Source organism: Pseudomonas sp. M5, assembly GCF_016907075.1.
Taxonomy (GTDB): Bacteria; Pseudomonadota; Gammaproteobacteria; order Pseudomonadales; family Pseudomonadaceae; genus Aquipseudomonas; species Aquipseudomonas putida_E.
In genome coordinates this window covers 2687346-2703520 of the sequence record NZ_JAFBBH010000001.1, presented here as the reverse complement: position 1 = coordinate 2703520, position 16175 = coordinate 2687346, and the positions used below count along the sequence as shown (strand labels likewise).

Here is a 16175-nt window from a genome sequence, read left to right as displayed (position 1 = left end):
TACACAGGGTCGGCGTTGGCGATCCTGCTGGCGCAACCGCTTGTGCAGGAGCACGCAGCCCGGCCGTATGAACGGCCCTGTTACCGGTGGTAAGGGAGATATAGCAGCGCAACGGAAAGCAACCAGAGGCTTTCTGGGTTAATCCTTTGGTAGGAAACGCGTCTAGCGCAGGCCCAGGCGCCGAGCCAAGCGGTTTAAATTGGCGCGATCCAGGCCCAGTTCGCGTGCGGCGGCGGCCCAGTTGTCCTGGTGGCGCTGCAGGCAGGCATCGATGATCTGGCGCTGGTAGCCGTCGACCGCTTCGCGCAAGCCACCTTCGGCCAGCGACGGCGCAGGCAGGGGGGCAGGGGAGGGGGCCTGTACCACGCTCGCCAGGGTACGCAGGTCCAGGTCACTGGCTTGCAGGGTAAGGATGCGTGGCCGGTCCGGGTGCTGGCCCATGGCCTTGAGGGCCGAGCGGCCAATGAGGTGTTCCAGTTCGCGCACGTTGCCTGGCCAGTCGTAGGCCAGTAGCGCCGCTTGCGCTTCATTGCTCAGGCGCAGGCTGTTCAGGCCCAGTCGTGATCGATTCTGTTCGAGGAAGTAGCCTGCCAATAGCAGCACATCGCGCCCACGCTCGCGTAGCGGCGGCACCTGCAGCGGGTACACGCTCAGGCGGTGATAGAAGTCGGCGCGGTAGTTGCCGTTGCGCACCTCGGCGGCAAGGTCGCGGTTGGTTGCTGCGATCAGGCGCACATCCACTGTGTGTTCGCGGTCTGAGCCCAGGCGCTGCAGTTGCCCGCTTTGCAATACCCGCAGCAGCTTTGCCTGCACCGCCAGCGGCAGTTCGCCCACTTCGTCGAGAAACAGCGTGCCGCCGTTGGCCAGTTCGAACTTGCCGCGACGCTCACCGTGGGCGCCGGTAAAGGCCCCGCGCACATGGCCGAACAGCTCGCTTTCCACCAGCGTGTCGGGCAGCGCGGCGCAGTTGAGGCTGATCAGGGGCTTGTTGGCGCGGTGGCTGGCCTGGTGCAGGGCCTGGGCCACCAGTTCCTTGCCCACGCCAGTTTCGCCGGTGATCAGCACGGTCAGGTCGCTACCGCCAACCAGGCGTATTTCATCCAGCAGGCGCTTGTGCGCCGGGCTTTGGCCAATCAGCTCTTTGTCCTGGCCGCTGGCCTGGCGATAGATTTCGGCGCGCTGGTGCTCATCCTCGGCGCGCAGTGCCAGGTGCTCGATGCGTTCGGCCACCGTGACCGTGGCGGCTGCCAGGCTGGCGAAGGCCTGCAGGGCATCGAGCTCCAGGCTTTGGAACTGGCCCGGGGTGAGGGCATCGAGGGTTACCAGGCCCCATGGGCGCTCGTCGACCATCAGCGGGCAGCCCATGCAGTCATGCACGTGAAGGTCGACGTCGTGGGCATTGACCAGGCCGTCATAGGGGTCGGGCAGCTGGGAGTCGCTGGGAAAGCGGGTGGGCTCGGCGCGGCTGAGCAAAACCTGGAAGCGCGGATGCTCGCTGACTTTGAAGCGCCGGCCCAGGGTGTCGGCAGACAAACCGTCGACAGCCAGTGGCACCAGCCATTCGCCATCGAGCCGCAGCAGTGCAGCGGCATCGCAGGGCAGCAAGCCGCGCATGGCTTGTAGCAGGCGGCGGTAGCGTTCCTCTTCGGGCAGGTCACGGGACAGGTCGCTGACCAAGGGGAGCAGGGCGGTGAGCAGCGGCTTTGCAGTCATAAGGACTCCTGTTGGTCCAAATGACTATACGCCGGGCCTGGTCGTTTTGACATGCACTTAGCCAACATCCTGATTTTATTGATATTTAAGGTTGGCACGAATACTGATACTGCACATGCAACCATTCGAAGCCTCTGGCTCAGGAGTTGTTGCAATGCTCAATGCCGAACAACGTGCAATCATCAAAGCCACTGTCCCGCTGCTGGAAACCGGTGGAGAGGCGCTGACCACCCACTTCTACAAATTGATGCTCAGCGAGTATCCGCAAGTGCGCCCACTGTTCAACCAGGCGCATCAGGCCAGTGGCGACCAGCCGCGCGCCCTGGCCAACGGCGTGCTGATGTACGCCCGGCACATCGACCAGCTGGAACAGCTCGGCGGCCTGGTCGGCCAGATCATCAACAAGCATGTCGCCTTGCAGATCCTGCCGGAGCATTATCCGATCGTCGGCAGCTGCCTGCTGCGTGCCATCGAGGAGGTGCTCGGCAAGGAGATCGCCACTGCAGAGGTGATCGCTGCCTGGGGCGCGGCCTATGGGCAGTTGGCCGAGATCCTCATTGGCGCCGAGGAAGGCCTCTACAAACAGAAGGAAGAGGCCGCCGGTGGCTGGCGCGGTACCCGCGAATTCCGCCTGGTACGCCGCGAGCAGGAAAGCAGCGAGATCGTTTCGTTCTACTTCGCTCCTGTCGACGGCAAACCGGTGCTCAAGGCTGAACCGGGCCAGTACATCGGCTTGCAGCTGTTCATCGACGGCGCCGAGCAGCGTCGCAATTATTCGCTGTCGGCCTTGTGCGATGGCAAGCAATACCGCATCAGCGTCAAGCGTGAGGCGGGCGGCAAGGTGTCCAACTACCTGCATCATGAAATGATGGTCGGCAGTACCGTGCAACTGTTCCCGCCGTCTGGTGACTTCACCCTTGCCGCCAGTGACAGGCCGCTGGTGCTGATCAGCGGTGGTGTCGGCATCACACCGACCCTGGCCATGCTCGAGGCGGCCCTTGAAACCAAGCGACCGGTGCATTTCATCCACTGTGCGCGCAATGCAGGGGTGCATGCGTTCCGTGACTGGGTCGATGGGCTGGCCGAGCGTCACCCGCAGCTCAAGCGCTTTTATTGCTATGCCGAGGATGATGGTTCGCACGACGCCAATGCGGTGGGGCAGTTGAGCCAGGAACTTTTGGCTGAATGGATGCCGGGTGAGCGTGACGTGGATGCGTACTTCCTCGGGCCCAAGAGCTTCATGGCGGTGATCAAGCGTCACCTTAAAGAGCTGGGTGTGCCCCAGCAGCAGAGCCGCTACGAGTTCTTCGGGCCGGCGGCAGCTCTGGAGTGATGTGCTGACTGTTCGGACCCCATCGCCGGCAAGCCGGCCCCCACAGGTACGCTGGCGTACCTGTGGTTTCTGGGCTGCTTTGCATATAAAGGAAAGATGAACCGCGCCAGCCATCTTTCATCGTTAATCGTCCTTTAATCACTGTATCCTTCACTCCCGGGTGTCGAGGGGCTTGCCCCTGCGCGGCGCCCGGGCAGCCGCTTTTTTACCGGCCGGCGTTGAACCGATGTCACACCAGCCGGTCTCAAGCCCACTCCGGATAGCCCTCGCAGTGCTGTCTTGCCGCTTCCTCGACACGCTAACGGTCAGACCTGCGTGTAGACTTGCGCCAGGCAGGTGGACCACGCTGCCCCTATCCATCGAAGGAACCGGCAATGAACGAACAAACATCGCGCCTGAATCGGGAACGGCGCTTTCTGGTGCTGCTGGGGGTGATCTGTCTCGCCCTGATCGGTGGCGCTTTGTACATGCAGGTGGTGCTCGGCGAAGCCCCCTGCCCACTGTGCATCCTGCAACGTTATGCCCTGCTGTTCATCGCCGTGTTTGCCTTCATCGCCGCCGCGATGCCCGGGCGGCGCAGCCTGACGTTGTTCGAAGGGCTGGTGGTGCTGAGCGCAATTGGCGGAATCGTTGCGGCCGGCAACCATGTGTATATACTCGCCAACCCCATGGTCAGTTGCGGTATCGATACCCTGCAGCCGATCGTCGACGACCTGCCGCTGGCCAAGCTCTGGCCGCTCGCATTCCAGGTCGACGGTTTCTGCAGCACGCCATACCCGCCGATCCTCGGTTTGTCCCTGGCGCAATGGGCACTGATGGCGTTCGTGCTGACGGCCATCCTGGTTCCGCTGGGCATCTACCGTAATCGGCGCCAGCCTTAGACATAAGTCCCGAATTTGCTGTGGTCTTTTGCACCCACAGAGAAGAGGGAAAAGTCGCCTCCCGCTTGATCCAGATCAACCACAAAGCCTTGCGCAATGCGGGTTTGAGGCCTATCAAGCGGGGTGCGACAAACTGTCGCGAAGTTGAATTTTTGACCAGTATTGTTACGTATTCTGTAAAAGACTGTTGCTCAATAAGTCATAGTCAAGGGTTGGCGACCTCACTACAATCGCCCCCAATTTCCGTTCGGCACTGCTTGCGAGTCGCAGGATTGAAGGAAGCCCCAGCGCTTTCTTTTGCTGACTTCGTCAAGTTTCGCCCAGCGGCGATACCGGGCGGATACCCCTCCGCGTTTTCCCGCACCAAATGGACTTGGTCTGAAGTACAGGCCTGTTGCCTACGAAACCATAAGCACCGCTAACACGCTTGAGCCAAGGTCCTGCAGTCGGACCCCAGGCAGGAGCGTATTCGGGCGCGAAATGCCTCACTTGGCAGGACGAAGTGTTGGCTACCAAAACACAAATTGCATTGAAGCAAGCTGATCTAGAGGTCGTGAGATGAGTAAAAAGCGTTACCCCAGACTGTTTGGCATATTGCCCTTTTTAGGCATGCTTTTACTCAGCGGGTGCAACTGGACCCTGCTCGACCCGAAAGGTCAGGTCGGCATTGAGCAAAAGAACCTCATCCTCATCGCTACCGGCCTGATGTTGCTGGTGGTGATCCCGGTCATCATCATGACCGTGGCCTTCGCCTGGAAGTACCGTGCTTCCAACAAGGCTGCCACCTACACCCCGGACTGGTCGCACTCGACCAAGATCGAGGCTGCGGTGTGGATCATCCCGATCCTGATCATCATTGCCCTGGGTTATGTCACCTACAAGTCCACCCACAAGCTGGACCCATACCGTCCGCTGGATTCGGACGTGAAGCCGATCCAGATCGACGTGGTCGCACTGGACTGGAAGTGGCTGTTCATCTACCCGGAGCAGGGCATCGCGACGGTCAACAAGATCAACTTCCCGGCTAACACCCCGGTCAACTTCCGCGTCACCTCCGACGCCGTGATGAACTCGTTCTTCATCCCGGGCCTGGGCGGCCAGATCTACGCCATGGCCGGCATGACCACCAAGTTGCACCTGATCGCCAACGAAAACGGCGTGTTTGACGGTATCAGCGCCAACTACAGCGGTGCTGGCTTCACCGGCATGAAATTCAAGGCTACTGCCACTTCCCAGGAAGACTTCGACAAGTGGGTCGCCGAAGTGAAGCAGTCGCCTCTGAAACTGGGCAAGGCCGAGTACGAAGCACTGGCCAAGCCTAGCGAATACAACCCAGTCGCGCTGTACAGCGAGGCGCCAGCGGAGCTGTTCCAGACCATCGTCGACAAGTACGAAGGCATGAACCGCGGCAAGCCGGTCCACGAAGAAGCAGGCAGCAAAGATCTGGCCACCACCACGGGTGTGGAATCGAGTACGCAACCAGCTGCCGGTGCAGAGGAGTAAGAGATGTTCGGTAAATTAAGCCTGGAGGCGATACCCTATCACGAGCCGATAGTCATGGTGACGCTTGCCATGATCGCGCTCGGCGGTATCGCTGTCGTCGGCCTTATCACCTATTTCCGCAAGTGGACCTACTTGTGGACCGAGTGGCTGACCACGGTCGACCACAAGAAAATCGGGGTGATGTACATCATCGTCGCGATGGTCATGCTGCTGCGCGGCTTTGCCGACGCCATCATGATGCGTACCCAGCTGGCTGCTGCTACCGGCGGCTCCGAAGGCTACCTGCCGCCTGAACACTATGACCAGATCTTCACCGCTCACGGTGTGATCATGATCATCTTCATGGCGATGCCGTTCTTCACCGGCCTGATGAACCTTGCGGTTCCTCTGCAGATCGGTGCACGTGACGTTGCCTTCCCGTTCCTGAACTCCCTGAGCTTCTACCTGCTGCTGGCAGGCGTGCTGCTGGTCAACATCTCGCTGGGCGTTGGTGAATTCGCCAAGACCGGCTGGGTTGCCTATCCGCCGCTCGCGGGCATTCAGTACAGCCCTGGGGTGGGTGTCGACTACTACATCTGGGCGCTACAGCTATCCGGATTGGGTACGACGCTAACCGGTGTGAACTTCCTCGTCACCGTGATGAAGATGCGCGCACCAGGCATGAAACTGATGGACATGCCGATCTTCACCTGGACCTGCACCTGGGCCAACGTGCTGATCGTCGCTTCCTTCCCGATCCTGACCGCTGCACTCGCACTGCTGACTGTTGACCGTTATCTGGACTTCCACATTTTCACCAACGAGCTTGGTGGGAACCCGATGATGTACGTCAACCTGTTCTGGGCGTGGGGTCACCCTGAGGTTTACATCCTGATCCTGCCGGCCTTCGGCGTGTTCTCGGAAGTGACTTCGACCTTCTCCGGCAAGCGTCTGTTCGGCCACCACTCGATGATCTACGCATCGGGCGCGATCGCCATCCTGGGCTTTGCCGTATGGCTGCACCACTTCTTCACCATGGGTGCCGGCGCCAGCGTCAACACCTTCTTCGGCCTGGCGACGATGCTGATCTCCATTCCGACGGGTGTGAAGCTGTTCAACTGGCTGTTCACCATGTACCAGGGCCGTGTGCGCTTCACCGCACCGATGATGTGGACCCTGGGCTTCATGATCACCTTCTCCATTGGTGGCATGACCGGCGTTCTGCTGGCTGTTCCAGGTGCTGACTTCGTGCTGCACAACAGCCTGTTCGTTATCGCTCACTTCCACAACGTGATCATCGGTGGTGCGGTATTCGGCTACATTGCCGGCTTCGCCTTCTGGTTCCCGAAAGCCTTCGGCTTCACCCTGAACGAGAAGTGGGGCAAAGCTGCCTTCTGGTTCTGGATCTCGGGCTTCTACGTTGCGTTCATGCCGCTGTATGCCCTGGGCTTCATGGGCATGACCCGTCGTCTGAACCACTCCGACAACCCGCTGTGGGAACCCTACCTGTACGTTGCCGTCGTCGGCGCCGTGCTGATCCTGTTCGGTATCGCTTGCCAGCTGATCCAGATCTACGTTTCGGTCCGCGACCGCAACCAGAACCTGGACGTGACCGGCGACCCATGGGGCGGCCGTACCCTGGAATGGTCGACTTCGTCGCCACCTCCGTTCTACAACTTCGCCCACATGCCTGAGAAAGTTGGCCTGGACTGCTGGCACGAAGCCAAGGAAGCCGGTGTTGCCTACAAGGCTCCGAGCAAGTACGAGCCGATCCACATGCCGAGCAACACTGCTACCGGCTTGTTCATGGGCCTGTTCCTGACCGTCTTCGGCTTCGCCTTCATCTGGCACATCTGGTGGCTGGTGGGCGCGAGCCTGGTTGCGACCATCGCTGTCTTCGTTCGCCACGCTGCGCGTGACGACCAGGGCTACATGGTTCCGGCCGAAGAAGTGGCGCGCATCGAAGGCGAGCGCATGAAAGCGCTGGCCAAAGCAGGTGCTCTGCCTGCCGGCGCACGTGTCGAATCGTTTGAGCGGGTGTAATCAATGTCCAGTCAAGTAATCCACGGCGCTGCTCATGGTCACGACCATGGGCACGACGATCACCACCACGACTCGGGCCAGATGACCGTACTCGGTTTCTGGCTGTACCTGATGACCGACTGCATCCTGTTTGCGTCGCTCTTCGCCACCTACGCGGTGCTGTCCGGCAGTTTTGCCGGCGGCCCGTCGGGTCATGACATCTTCCAGCTCGATTTCGTAGCTGTAGAAACGCTGTTCCTGCTGCTGTCCTCGATCACCTTCGGCTTCGCCATGCTGAAGATGTTCGACGGCAAGAAAGCAGGCGTGCTGGGCTGGTTGGCAGTGACCTTCCTGTTCGGCGCTGCGTTCATCGCGATGGAAATCTACGAGTTCCATCACCTGATCGCTGAGGGCTACGGCCCGCAGCGCAGTGGCTTCCTGTCGGGCTTCTTCGCCCTGGTAGGCACCCACGGCCTGCACGTGACCGCCGGCCTGATCTGGATGGCAATCATGATGTACCAGATCAACAAGCACGGCATCACGCCGACCGCCAAGACCCGCATGAGCTGCCTGAGCCTGTTCTGGCACTTCCTGGACGTGGTCTGGATCTGCGTATTCACCGTCGTTTACCTGCTGGGGGTTCTGTAATGGCTAACGCACACGACACTCATCACGAAGGTAACCACGGCAGCGTGAAGTCCTACATGATCGGCTTTGTACTGTCGATCATCCTGACCGCGATCCCGTTCGGCCTGGTGATGTACCCCAGCCTGCCGAAGAACCTGACCGTCCTGATCGTGGTGGCCATGGCCGTCATCCAGGTGGTAGTGCACCTCGTGTACTTCCTGCACATGGACCGCTCGAAAGAGCAGCGTTCCAACGTGTCGACGTTCCTGTTCACCACCATGGTGATTGCACTGCTGGTCGGCCTGTCGCTGTGGATCATGTTCAGCATCCACTACGAAATGATGGCCAAGTGAGGTAAGACTGCATGTCCGTTAAGCACTTTATCCAAATCACCAAACCGGGGATCATTTTCGGTAACGTGCTTTCCGTGGCAGGCGGTTTCTTCCTTGCCTCGAAGGGCCATGTAGACTTCGCCCTGTTCCTGGCGGTGGTTATAGGTACGTCCCTGGTGGTTGCGTCCGGTTGTGTGTTCAACAACTGCATCGACCGCGACATCGATATCAAGATGGAACGTACCAAGAACCGCGTCATGGTCCAGGGCGGCATGTCGCTGACCCTCGCGCTGGTCTACGCCACCCTCCTCGGGGTGGCGGGCTTCAGCCTGCTGTATGTCCAGGCCAACCCGCTGGCGGCGTTCTGTGCGCTGATCGGGTTCATCGTCTACGTCGGTTTCTACAGCCTCTGGCTGAAGCGCAAATCGGTGCACGGCACCTTGGTTGGCAGCCTGTCCGGTGCCATGCCTCCGGTGATCGGCTACTGCGCCGTTAGCAATAGCTTCGACCTGGCGGCAGTGACCCTGTTGGTGATGTTCAGCCTGTGGCAGATGCCGCACAGCTTCGCGATCGCAATCTTCCGCTTCAAGGATTACAGCGCTGCCAACATTCCGGTCCTGCCGGTGGCACGCGGTATTCTTGCGGCCAAGAAGCAGATCGTGCTGTACGTGCTGGCCTTCGTGCTCGCTACCCTGATGCTCACCCTCGGCGGTTACGCCGGCCTCGGCTACCTGGCCGTGGCAGCTGCCATGGGCCTGTACTGGCTGTACATGGCCTGGGCTGGTTACAAGGCCGAGGACGACAGCAAGTGGGCCCGCAAGGTGTTCGGCTTCTCCATCCTCACCGTTACCGCCCTGAGCGTGATGATGGGTGTGGACAGCCAGACCGCTGCGGACGTGCTGATGACCTACGCACGCTGATACAGTCGCCTGTTACACGAAAACCCCGGCCATGTGCCGGGGTTTTTTTTTCGATTCTGGCCCTATCATCGGCTTGGAAACATAAATCTCTGGTTTTCAAAAAATACATCTGAAAAGTTCTAACAAAACAGGATTATGTCCTTTACAGTCATACTGTTTCGGCATTATCTTCTGATCCAGGCCGCCACATCGGCCAGCGTCGCTCGGACGGTTCCGGGCGCTTACGTACTCAGAGGAAACCATGGCCGACCAAGGTTCGCCGCGCCGCTTTGCGCGCATCGATCGTCTCCCCCCCTACGTCTTCAACATCACTGCCGAGCTCAAGATGGCTGCCCGCCGCCGTGGCGAGGACATCATCGACCTGAGCATGGGCAACCCCGATGGTGCTACCCCGCCGCACATCGTCGAGAAGCTGGTGCAAGTCGCCCAGCGTGATGACACCCATGGCTACTCAACCTCTCGCGGCATCCCGCGGCTGCGCCGTGCCATTTCCAACTGGTACAAGGAGCGCTATGAGGTCGACATCGACCCGGAAAGCGAAGCCATCGTCACCATCGGCTCCAAAGAGGGCCTGGCGCACCTGATGCTCGGTACCCTCGACCATGGTGACACCGTGCTGGTGCCCAACCCGAGCTACCCGATCCACATCTACGGCGCAGTGATCGCCGGTGCCCAGGTGCGTTCGGTGCCGCTGGTGCCCGGTGTCGACTTCTTCAATGAACTCGAGCGGGCGATCCGCGAGTCCATCCCCAAGCCGAAGATGATGATCCTCGGCTTCCCGTCCAACCCCACTGCCCAATGCGTGGAGCTGGACTTCTTCGAGCGCGTGGTGGCCTTGGCCAAGCAGTATGACGTGCTGGTGGTGCACGACCTGGCCTACGCCGATATCGTCTACGACGGCTGGAAGGCACCGTCGATCATGCAGGTACCGGGTGCCAAGGACATTGCCGTGGAGTTTTTCACGCTGTCCAAGAGCTACAACATGGCCGGCTGGCGGATCGGTTTCATGGTCGGCAACCCTGAGCTGGTCAGCGCCCTGGCGCGAATCAAGAGCTACCACGACTACGGCACGTTCACGCCCTTGCAGGTCGCGGCGATCGCGGCGCTCGAAGGTGACCAGCAGTGTGTGCGCGACATCGCCGAGCAGTACCGCCAGCGCCGCAACCTGTTGGTCAAAGGCCTGCACGAGCTGGGCTGGATGGTCGAGAACCCCAAGGCGTCGATGTATGTCTGGGCCAAGATACCCGAGCAGTACGCCCACTTGGGGTCGTTGGAATTTGCCAAGAAGCTGCTGGCTGAAGCCAAGGTGTGTGTCTCACCGGGCATCGGTTTTGGCGATTACGGTGATGACCACGTGCGCTTCGCCCTGATCGAAAACCAGGACCGGATTCGCCAGGCGATACGGGGCATCCGGCAGATGTTCCGGGCTGATGGCCTGAGCCGCAAATAGTGCAGTTTCAGGGGCCGCCATGCGGCCCCTGATGTTTGCCGGATCGACGGCAAACTATTTTTCGTTGCCCCTCTTCTCAGCCGACCTGGCTTCGATTACAAATGGCGCCGCGGGCCAGCCCCGATAACAATAACCTTCCCCTTCCGTGCCATCATGTCCGAATACAACCCTTGCCTTGACTGCGGCGCCTGCTGCGGGTACTTCCGTGTGTCCTTCTTCTGGGGCGAATGCCAGTCAGCCGGTGGCGTTGTGCCCGATGACCTGGTGGTGCAGATCAACCCAACCCGGGTAGCCATGATCGGCACCGATGCCAAGCCGTGCCGCTGCGTCAGCCTCAAGGGCGAGATCGGCACCGAGGTGGCGTGCACCATTTACGCCAACCGTTCCAGCCCTTGCCGTGAGTTCGAAGCGTCGTGGGAGGGGGGCGTACACAACCCCAGTTGCGACGATGCACGTGCTGCTTATGGTTTGCCGCCGCTGACGCCACCGGGGGCCAACGAGCCGCATTGGCCGGATGATGGGGCCGAGGTGGCCTGACCACCGGCGACACGGTCATCGTAGGAGCGGCCTTGTGTCGCGAAAGGGCCGCAAAGCGGCCCCAGCGATACCTGTGGCGACGCTAAAATCCTGAGGGCGCTTCGCCCCCTTTCGCGACACAAGGCCGCTCCTACAACAATCGCATCGCCAGTCATGTGTAAGAAGTTTCTGAACCTGAAACCAAATGCTTCAGAAAGACGGGCTTGGCGAATTATCCTACGATGCGTGTCGGATGCCGCCTGATAGGCGGGGAAGGACTACAGCGATAACTTCACGGTTCGCCCATATGGCGAGCGAGTGTGAGAACTCGTTGTTGGTAGTCGGCCGTTTTTATGGCAGCTGTGCGCGTGCAGGCTTAGGCCTGACCGTGGTGACTCCAACACGGGCTTCTCACCTCGCGCACGGCTGCCACCCCAATCTGTGAGAAGGACCAGGGTGGTTGCTCCTAGAAATGTCATTGGAGTTCACCATGAAAAAAATCGTACCCGATCCACCCGACACCTTTCCCATTCCCTACATCTCGATAATCGCCGACCTTTCCCTTGAAGACGCCAAGGCCCATGCCGCCGCGCTAATGGACAGCCTTTCGCGCACCATCGAGCTGTACCTCAGCACCGTGGGCGAAGACCAACGCAAGGTGGTGCTGGATAACATGGGCATCCACACCGAGCTCCTGCGGGCCCTTTTCGGCCATATGAGCACGTTGGAGAGGGCGCATGAGTGATGACCTGAAAGCGCGAACCACGGTTGGCCAAGAGACGTTTCTCGATCTGTATGCCATCCAGCCGGGAGTGCCGCTCGATCACGCGTTTGACGAACTTTCCGTTCTGCTTGGGTGCATTCGGCACTTGAGTGAGGAAGCCGAGATGGAGGGCAACCTCGTTGCCGGCAGCGCCGCGCGCATTCTAAGTGCCATGGCCAAGGCGCTGATCAATGACATGGAAATGGGCTTGAACCGCGGGGCCTGAAGCGTGTTCGCCCAGCGCACTTGAGATCGAGCGCCGCCCGCGCGGCGCTCAGTCTTCAATAACCCTTGAAACACCAGGCATGCCCCAGCCCCCCCACATGACGTTAAACTGTCATTTCCCCAGCAATGGACAGGAGATGCGGCGTGACCCCACCCCGAAGTTTCCCCACCGACCTCTGCCTCGACAGCCCGCGCCTGCAGTTGCGCCCGATGCGCCACGCCGATGCCCAGCAATGGCTGACGATCATGGCCGACCCCGAGGTCATGCGCTATTGGCACCATGCCCCCTGGCAAGACCTAGCCGAGGCACAAAGCGCCCTGGCTGCCGACCGCGAGGCCTATGCCAATGGTGACCAGCTCAAGCTGGGCATGTACCGCCGTGACACTGGCGAACTGATCGGCATGGTCCAGCTGTTCAACATCGATGACACCTCACGCCGTGGCGAGATCGGCTATTGCCTGGCCAGCGCAGTGCAGGGCAGGGGCTACATGGACGAGGCACTGACCTGCTTCATCGACTACCTCGCCCATACCCTGCACATGCGCCGCCTGGAGGCCGAGATCGACCCGCGCAACAATGGCTCGGCACGTACGCTGGAGCGCCAGGGCTTCGTCCTTGAAGGCACGTTGCGCGCACGCTGGTGCGTGGCGGGTGAGTTGTCCGACTCGGGCATCTACGGCTTGTTGCTCGAGCCACCCGTTGCATGACGGCTTTTTACCTCACCTTCAGCCTTGCCTTGTATTTGCTCGGCCTGTGTTTCGATGGCGCGCTGATGACCGCCGGCAGGCACATGCCGGCCTTGCAGATGTTGCTGTACGGGCCATGGGGCGTTCCGTTCGGGCTGTTTCAGTGGTTTGCCAACCCGCTGCTGGCAATCGCAGTCCTTGCCCACCGGCGTTTCCGCCGCCTGGCGCTGCTAGCCGGGTTGGCTGCGTTGTACCTGGCGGCCAGCAGCTTTGGCATCGAACGGCTGCCGGATAACATCAGCTACGCGTTTCAGGACCGTACGGGCTTTGGTGCCGGTTTTTACCTTTGGCTGGCGTCTATCGTGGTGTTCTGCGCAGGGCAGGCATGGCATGTCTGGAAGGCGCGCAGTGCACAGGACATGCCGGGCTGGCGCTGGCTCGACGTGGCGCTGATCGCAGCACTGGCGCTGGCGTTGTATGCCGCCACGCAAATGCCGTCGCTGCGCTTTGTGCCCGGCAAGGTACTGATGCCTGCGGAGCAGCCGCAGGCGTTTTGATATGGACCAGGAGATGGCGATGAGCAAGCAGTATCTGATGGGGTTGGCCTTGGCATGTTGCATGCCTGTGGCAATGGCCGAGGACAACTCGCCGAGCTATACCCAGTGCATGGACAAGGCTTCCAGTACGCTGGCCATGAGCAGTTGCATCCAGGCCGAAACCCAGCTGCAGGATGCGCGGTTGAACCGGGTTTACAAGCAACTGATGGGCAAGCTCGAAGCGGAGCCGAAGAAGAGCTTGCGCGATGTTCAGCGCCAGTGGATCGCTTACCGTGATGGCAACTGCAAGTTCCACGTGCAAGCCAGCGGCGGGACGATGGCCCAGCTCGAAGGCGGGATGTGTGGGCTGGACATGACCCGCGAGCGGGCGGCAGAGCTGGAGCGGGTGCTCAGCCCTGGGCAGTGATGTTGCCTGTGCGGGCGCCATCGCTGGCAAGCCAGCTCCCACAGGTACAGCGCAGAACTCAAGAACTGCGCGGCCCCTGTAGGAGCTGGCTTGCCGGCGATGGGCCGCAAGCGGCCCCTAGCGCTTGCGAGCCTTGAGGTACTCGCGCACCTGCACAGCATCCCCTGCAAACTCCACCCGGTCCGCCTTGGCATCACGCTGGTAGGCATACATCGGGTCGTAGTATTCCTTCAGCAAGCCCTCGATCCACCCCCGGTGCAGATCGATGCCACCGCTGCGCTGCTGCTCATCCAGCGCCAGGCGCATGATCTCGGACAGGCGCTGGTAGCGCTCGCCACCCAGGCGCTTGTGAATGTTGCTCATGCTCTGCAGCAGGCGCTCAGTGAACAGCCGGCGCCCGAGTTCTTCGCCATGTAGCGCGACGAACTCGGCGCACAGGTTGACCACGTAGTCACGCAGAATGCGTTCGACACGGTTTTCGAAGCTGTCTTCCAGCCACACCAGCGGGTATTGCTGCATGCCCTGGTACAGCTCCAGCGGCACGGTGCAGCTGCCGACAATACGGCCCTCGTCCTCCAGCACGAACTGCTCGATACCACGTGCGCGTTTCTTCAGCACGTCGATGGCCAGCTTGTTCTCGAAGTCGATCTGCGCCGGCTGTGCGGTGGCGCGTTTGCCGAAGCTCGAACCGCGGTGGTTGGCATGGCCTTCAAGGTCGATCACGTTGTTCAGTTGGTGCAGCACATCGGTCTTGCCGGTGCCGGTGAGGCCGCCGACCAAAACGAAATCGCATTGCTCCACGGCCTGCTGGGTTGTATCCAGCAGGAAAGTGCGCAGGGCTTTATAGCCACCCTTGATACGCGGGTAGGCGATGCCCGCTTCGTCGCGCAGCCACTGCTGGACGATCAGCGAGCGCAGGCCGCCGCGGGCGCAGTACAGGTATCCATCAGGGTGGGCCTTGGCAAAGCTGGCCCAGGCATGCAGGCGCTCGCGCTTGATGGTGCCGCTGACCAGTTGGTGGCCAAGGGTGATGGCTGCGGCCTGGCCCTGCTGCTTGTAGCAGGTACCGACCTTTTGCCGCTCCTGGTCGGTCATCAGCGGCAGGTTGACGACGCCAGGGAAGGCGCCCTTGGCAAATTCGACGGGCGCACGCATGTCCATCATCGGCACGTCGTCGAGGAACAGCTGGCGAAAGTCGGTGCAGTCGTGGCGCATCAGTTCACCTCGACTGCGTGGCTCTGTCGCTCGGCCAGCAGGCCGATCGGCGCAAGGTCCAGGCCAAGGTCGGCGGCAACGGCAAGGAACGCCTGCTCACCTTCGGGGGTGACCGCCACCAGCAGGCCGCCGCTGGTCTGCGGGTCGCACAGCAGGTGCTTCTGATCGTCGGTCAGCGCGCCGATCTTGTGCCCGTAGCTGTCGAAGTTGCGCAGGGTACCGCCGGGGATGCAGCCCTCGGCCATGTAGTGCTCGATGCTCGGCAGCCGCGGGACGGCCGCGTAGTCCAGGTGCGCGGTCAGCCCGCTGCCCTCGGCCAGCTCGACCAGGTGGCCGAGCAGGCCGAAACCGGTCACGTCGGTCATCGCCTTGACCCCGTCGAGCTTGCCAAAGCGGCTGCCGGGGGTGTTGAGGGTGCACATCCAGTCACGGGCCAGGCCTTGGTCCTGCTCACGCAGCTTGGCCTTTTTCTCGGCGGTGGTGAGGATGCCGATGCCCAATGGCTTGGTCAGGTACAGGCGGCAACCCACTGTCGCGGTGTCATTGCGCTTGAGGTGGCGCTTGCTGACCACGCCGGTGACGGCCAGGCCGAAGATCGGCTCGGGGGCATCGATCGAGTGCCCGCCGGCCAGTGGGATGCCGGCTTCGGCGCACACGGCGCGGCCACCGCGGATCACTTCACGGGCCACTTCTGGTGGCAGTACGTTGACCGGCCAGCCGAGGATGGCGATGGCCATCAGCGGGTCGCCGCCCATGGCGTAGATGTCGCTGATGGCGTTGGTGGCGGCGATGCGGCCGAAGTCGTAGGGGTCATCGACGATGGGCATGAAGAAGTCGGTGGTGGACACCACGCCGCGCTCATCGTCCAGGGCGTACACGGCGGCGTCATCGCGCGAGGCGTTGCCGACCCACAGGTTCGGGTCCAGGGCCTGGGCGCCACTTTCGGCCAGGATCACATCCAGCACCTTGGGGGAGATCTTGCAGCCACAGCCAGCACCATGGCTGTACTGGGTCAGGCGAATCGGCTCGCTCATTACGCACCTCAT

Annotated in this window: 17 protein-coding genes; 14 read left to right on the top strand and 3 right to left on the bottom strand. The window is 61.2% G+C overall.

All coding sequences use genetic code 11. The features are described from left to right. Window positions 1-162 precede the first annotated feature (162 nt). Window positions 163-1713, bottom strand: a complete 1551-nt coding sequence (gene norR, locus JOE27_RS12365) for a nitric oxide reductase transcriptional regulator NorR (RefSeq protein WP_204918853.1) — start codon at window positions 1711-1713, stop codon at window positions 163-165. A gap of 154 nt (window positions 1714-1867) precedes the next feature. Between norR and hmpA the strand changes: the two genes are divergently transcribed. From hmpA to JOE27_RS12295, 14 genes are all read left to right on the top strand, one after another. Further along, entirely contained in the window at window positions 1868-3046 is a 1179-nt protein-coding gene (gene hmpA / locus JOE27_RS12360) for an NO-inducible flavohemoprotein (protein WP_204918851.1), read from the top strand. A 374-nt stretch (window positions 3047-3420) separates the two neighbouring features. Further along, on the top strand, window positions 3421-3927 hold the full coding sequence (locus tag JOE27_RS12355; protein ID WP_039601973.1) for a disulfide bond formation protein B: 507 nt from the start codon (window positions 3421-3423) through the stop codon (window positions 3925-3927). Window positions 3928-4485: 558 nt separating this feature from the next. After that, complete coding sequence (cyoA, locus tag JOE27_RS12350) at window positions 4486-5430, top strand: ubiquinol oxidase subunit II (RefSeq protein ID WP_012316183.1); 945 nt, start codon at window positions 4486-4488, stop codon at window positions 5428-5430. A gap of 3 nt (window positions 5431-5433) precedes the next feature. After that, entirely contained in the window at window positions 5434-7452 is a 2019-nt protein-coding gene (gene cyoB, locus JOE27_RS12345; protein ID WP_012316182.1) for a cytochrome o ubiquinol oxidase subunit I, read from the top strand. A gap of 3 nt (window positions 7453-7455) precedes the next feature. Beyond that, window positions 7456-8079, top strand: coding sequence for a cytochrome o ubiquinol oxidase subunit III (gene cyoC, locus JOE27_RS12340; RefSeq protein WP_012316181.1), 624 nt, complete (start codon window positions 7456-7458; stop codon window positions 8077-8079). Next, complete coding sequence (gene cyoD, locus JOE27_RS12335) at window positions 8079-8411, top strand: cytochrome o ubiquinol oxidase subunit IV (protein ID WP_012316180.1); 333 nt, start codon at window positions 8079-8081, stop codon at window positions 8409-8411. The genes cyoC and cyoD overlap by 1 nt, the downstream gene beginning before the upstream one ends. Before the next feature lie 11 nt (window positions 8412-8422). Further along, on the top strand, window positions 8423-9310 hold the full coding sequence (gene cyoE, locus JOE27_RS12330; protein WP_204918849.1) for a heme o synthase: 888 nt from the start codon (window positions 8423-8425) through the stop codon (window positions 9308-9310). Between the two features lie 241 nt (window positions 9311-9551). Further along, a complete protein-coding gene (gene alaC, locus JOE27_RS12325) occupies window positions 9552-10760 on the top strand; it encodes an alanine transaminase (protein WP_046784500.1) in 1209 nt (402 codons plus the stop codon). Between the two features lie 153 nt (window positions 10761-10913). After that, a complete protein-coding gene (locus JOE27_RS12320; protein ID WP_012316177.1) occupies window positions 10914-11297 on the top strand; it encodes a YkgJ family cysteine cluster protein in 384 nt (127 codons plus the stop codon). A 469-nt stretch (window positions 11298-11766) separates the two neighbouring features. After that, window positions 11767-12021, top strand: coding sequence for a hypothetical protein (locus JOE27_RS12315; protein WP_204918847.1), 255 nt, complete (start codon window positions 11767-11769; stop codon window positions 12019-12021). Continuing rightward, on the top strand, window positions 12014-12265 hold the full coding sequence (locus tag JOE27_RS12310; RefSeq protein ID WP_012316175.1) for a DUF3077 domain-containing protein: 252 nt from the start codon (window positions 12014-12016) through the stop codon (window positions 12263-12265). The genes JOE27_RS12315 and JOE27_RS12310 overlap by 8 nt, the downstream gene beginning before the upstream one ends. A 143-nt stretch (window positions 12266-12408) precedes the next feature. Further along, window positions 12409-12972: a GNAT family N-acetyltransferase gene (locus JOE27_RS12305; RefSeq protein ID WP_012316174.1), complete on the top strand. Its 564-nt coding sequence runs from the start codon at window positions 12409-12411 to the stop codon at window positions 12970-12972. Continuing rightward, window positions 12969-13508: a hypothetical protein gene (locus JOE27_RS12300; RefSeq protein WP_204918845.1), complete on the top strand. Its 540-nt coding sequence runs from the start codon at window positions 12969-12971 to the stop codon at window positions 13506-13508. Before JOE27_RS12305 ends, JOE27_RS12300 begins: the two co-directional genes overlap by 4 nt. A 19-nt stretch (window positions 13509-13527) precedes the next feature. Next, a complete protein-coding gene (locus JOE27_RS12295) occupies window positions 13528-13914 on the top strand; it encodes a lysozyme inhibitor LprI family protein (protein WP_125923424.1) in 387 nt (128 codons plus the stop codon). 117 nt (window positions 13915-14031) lie between these two features. Here the strand turns inward: JOE27_RS12295 and mnmH are convergent, their stop codons facing one another. After that, window positions 14032-15129, bottom strand: coding sequence for a tRNA 2-selenouridine(34) synthase MnmH (gene mnmH, locus JOE27_RS12290; RefSeq protein WP_046784495.1), 1098 nt, complete (start codon window positions 15127-15129; stop codon window positions 14032-14034). Continuing rightward, window positions 15129-16163, bottom strand: coding sequence for a selenide, water dikinase SelD (gene selD, locus JOE27_RS12285; RefSeq protein WP_115273910.1), 1035 nt, complete (start codon window positions 16161-16163; stop codon window positions 15129-15131). Before selD ends, mnmH begins: the two co-directional genes overlap by 1 nt. Window positions 16164-16175: the final 12 nt, after the last annotated feature.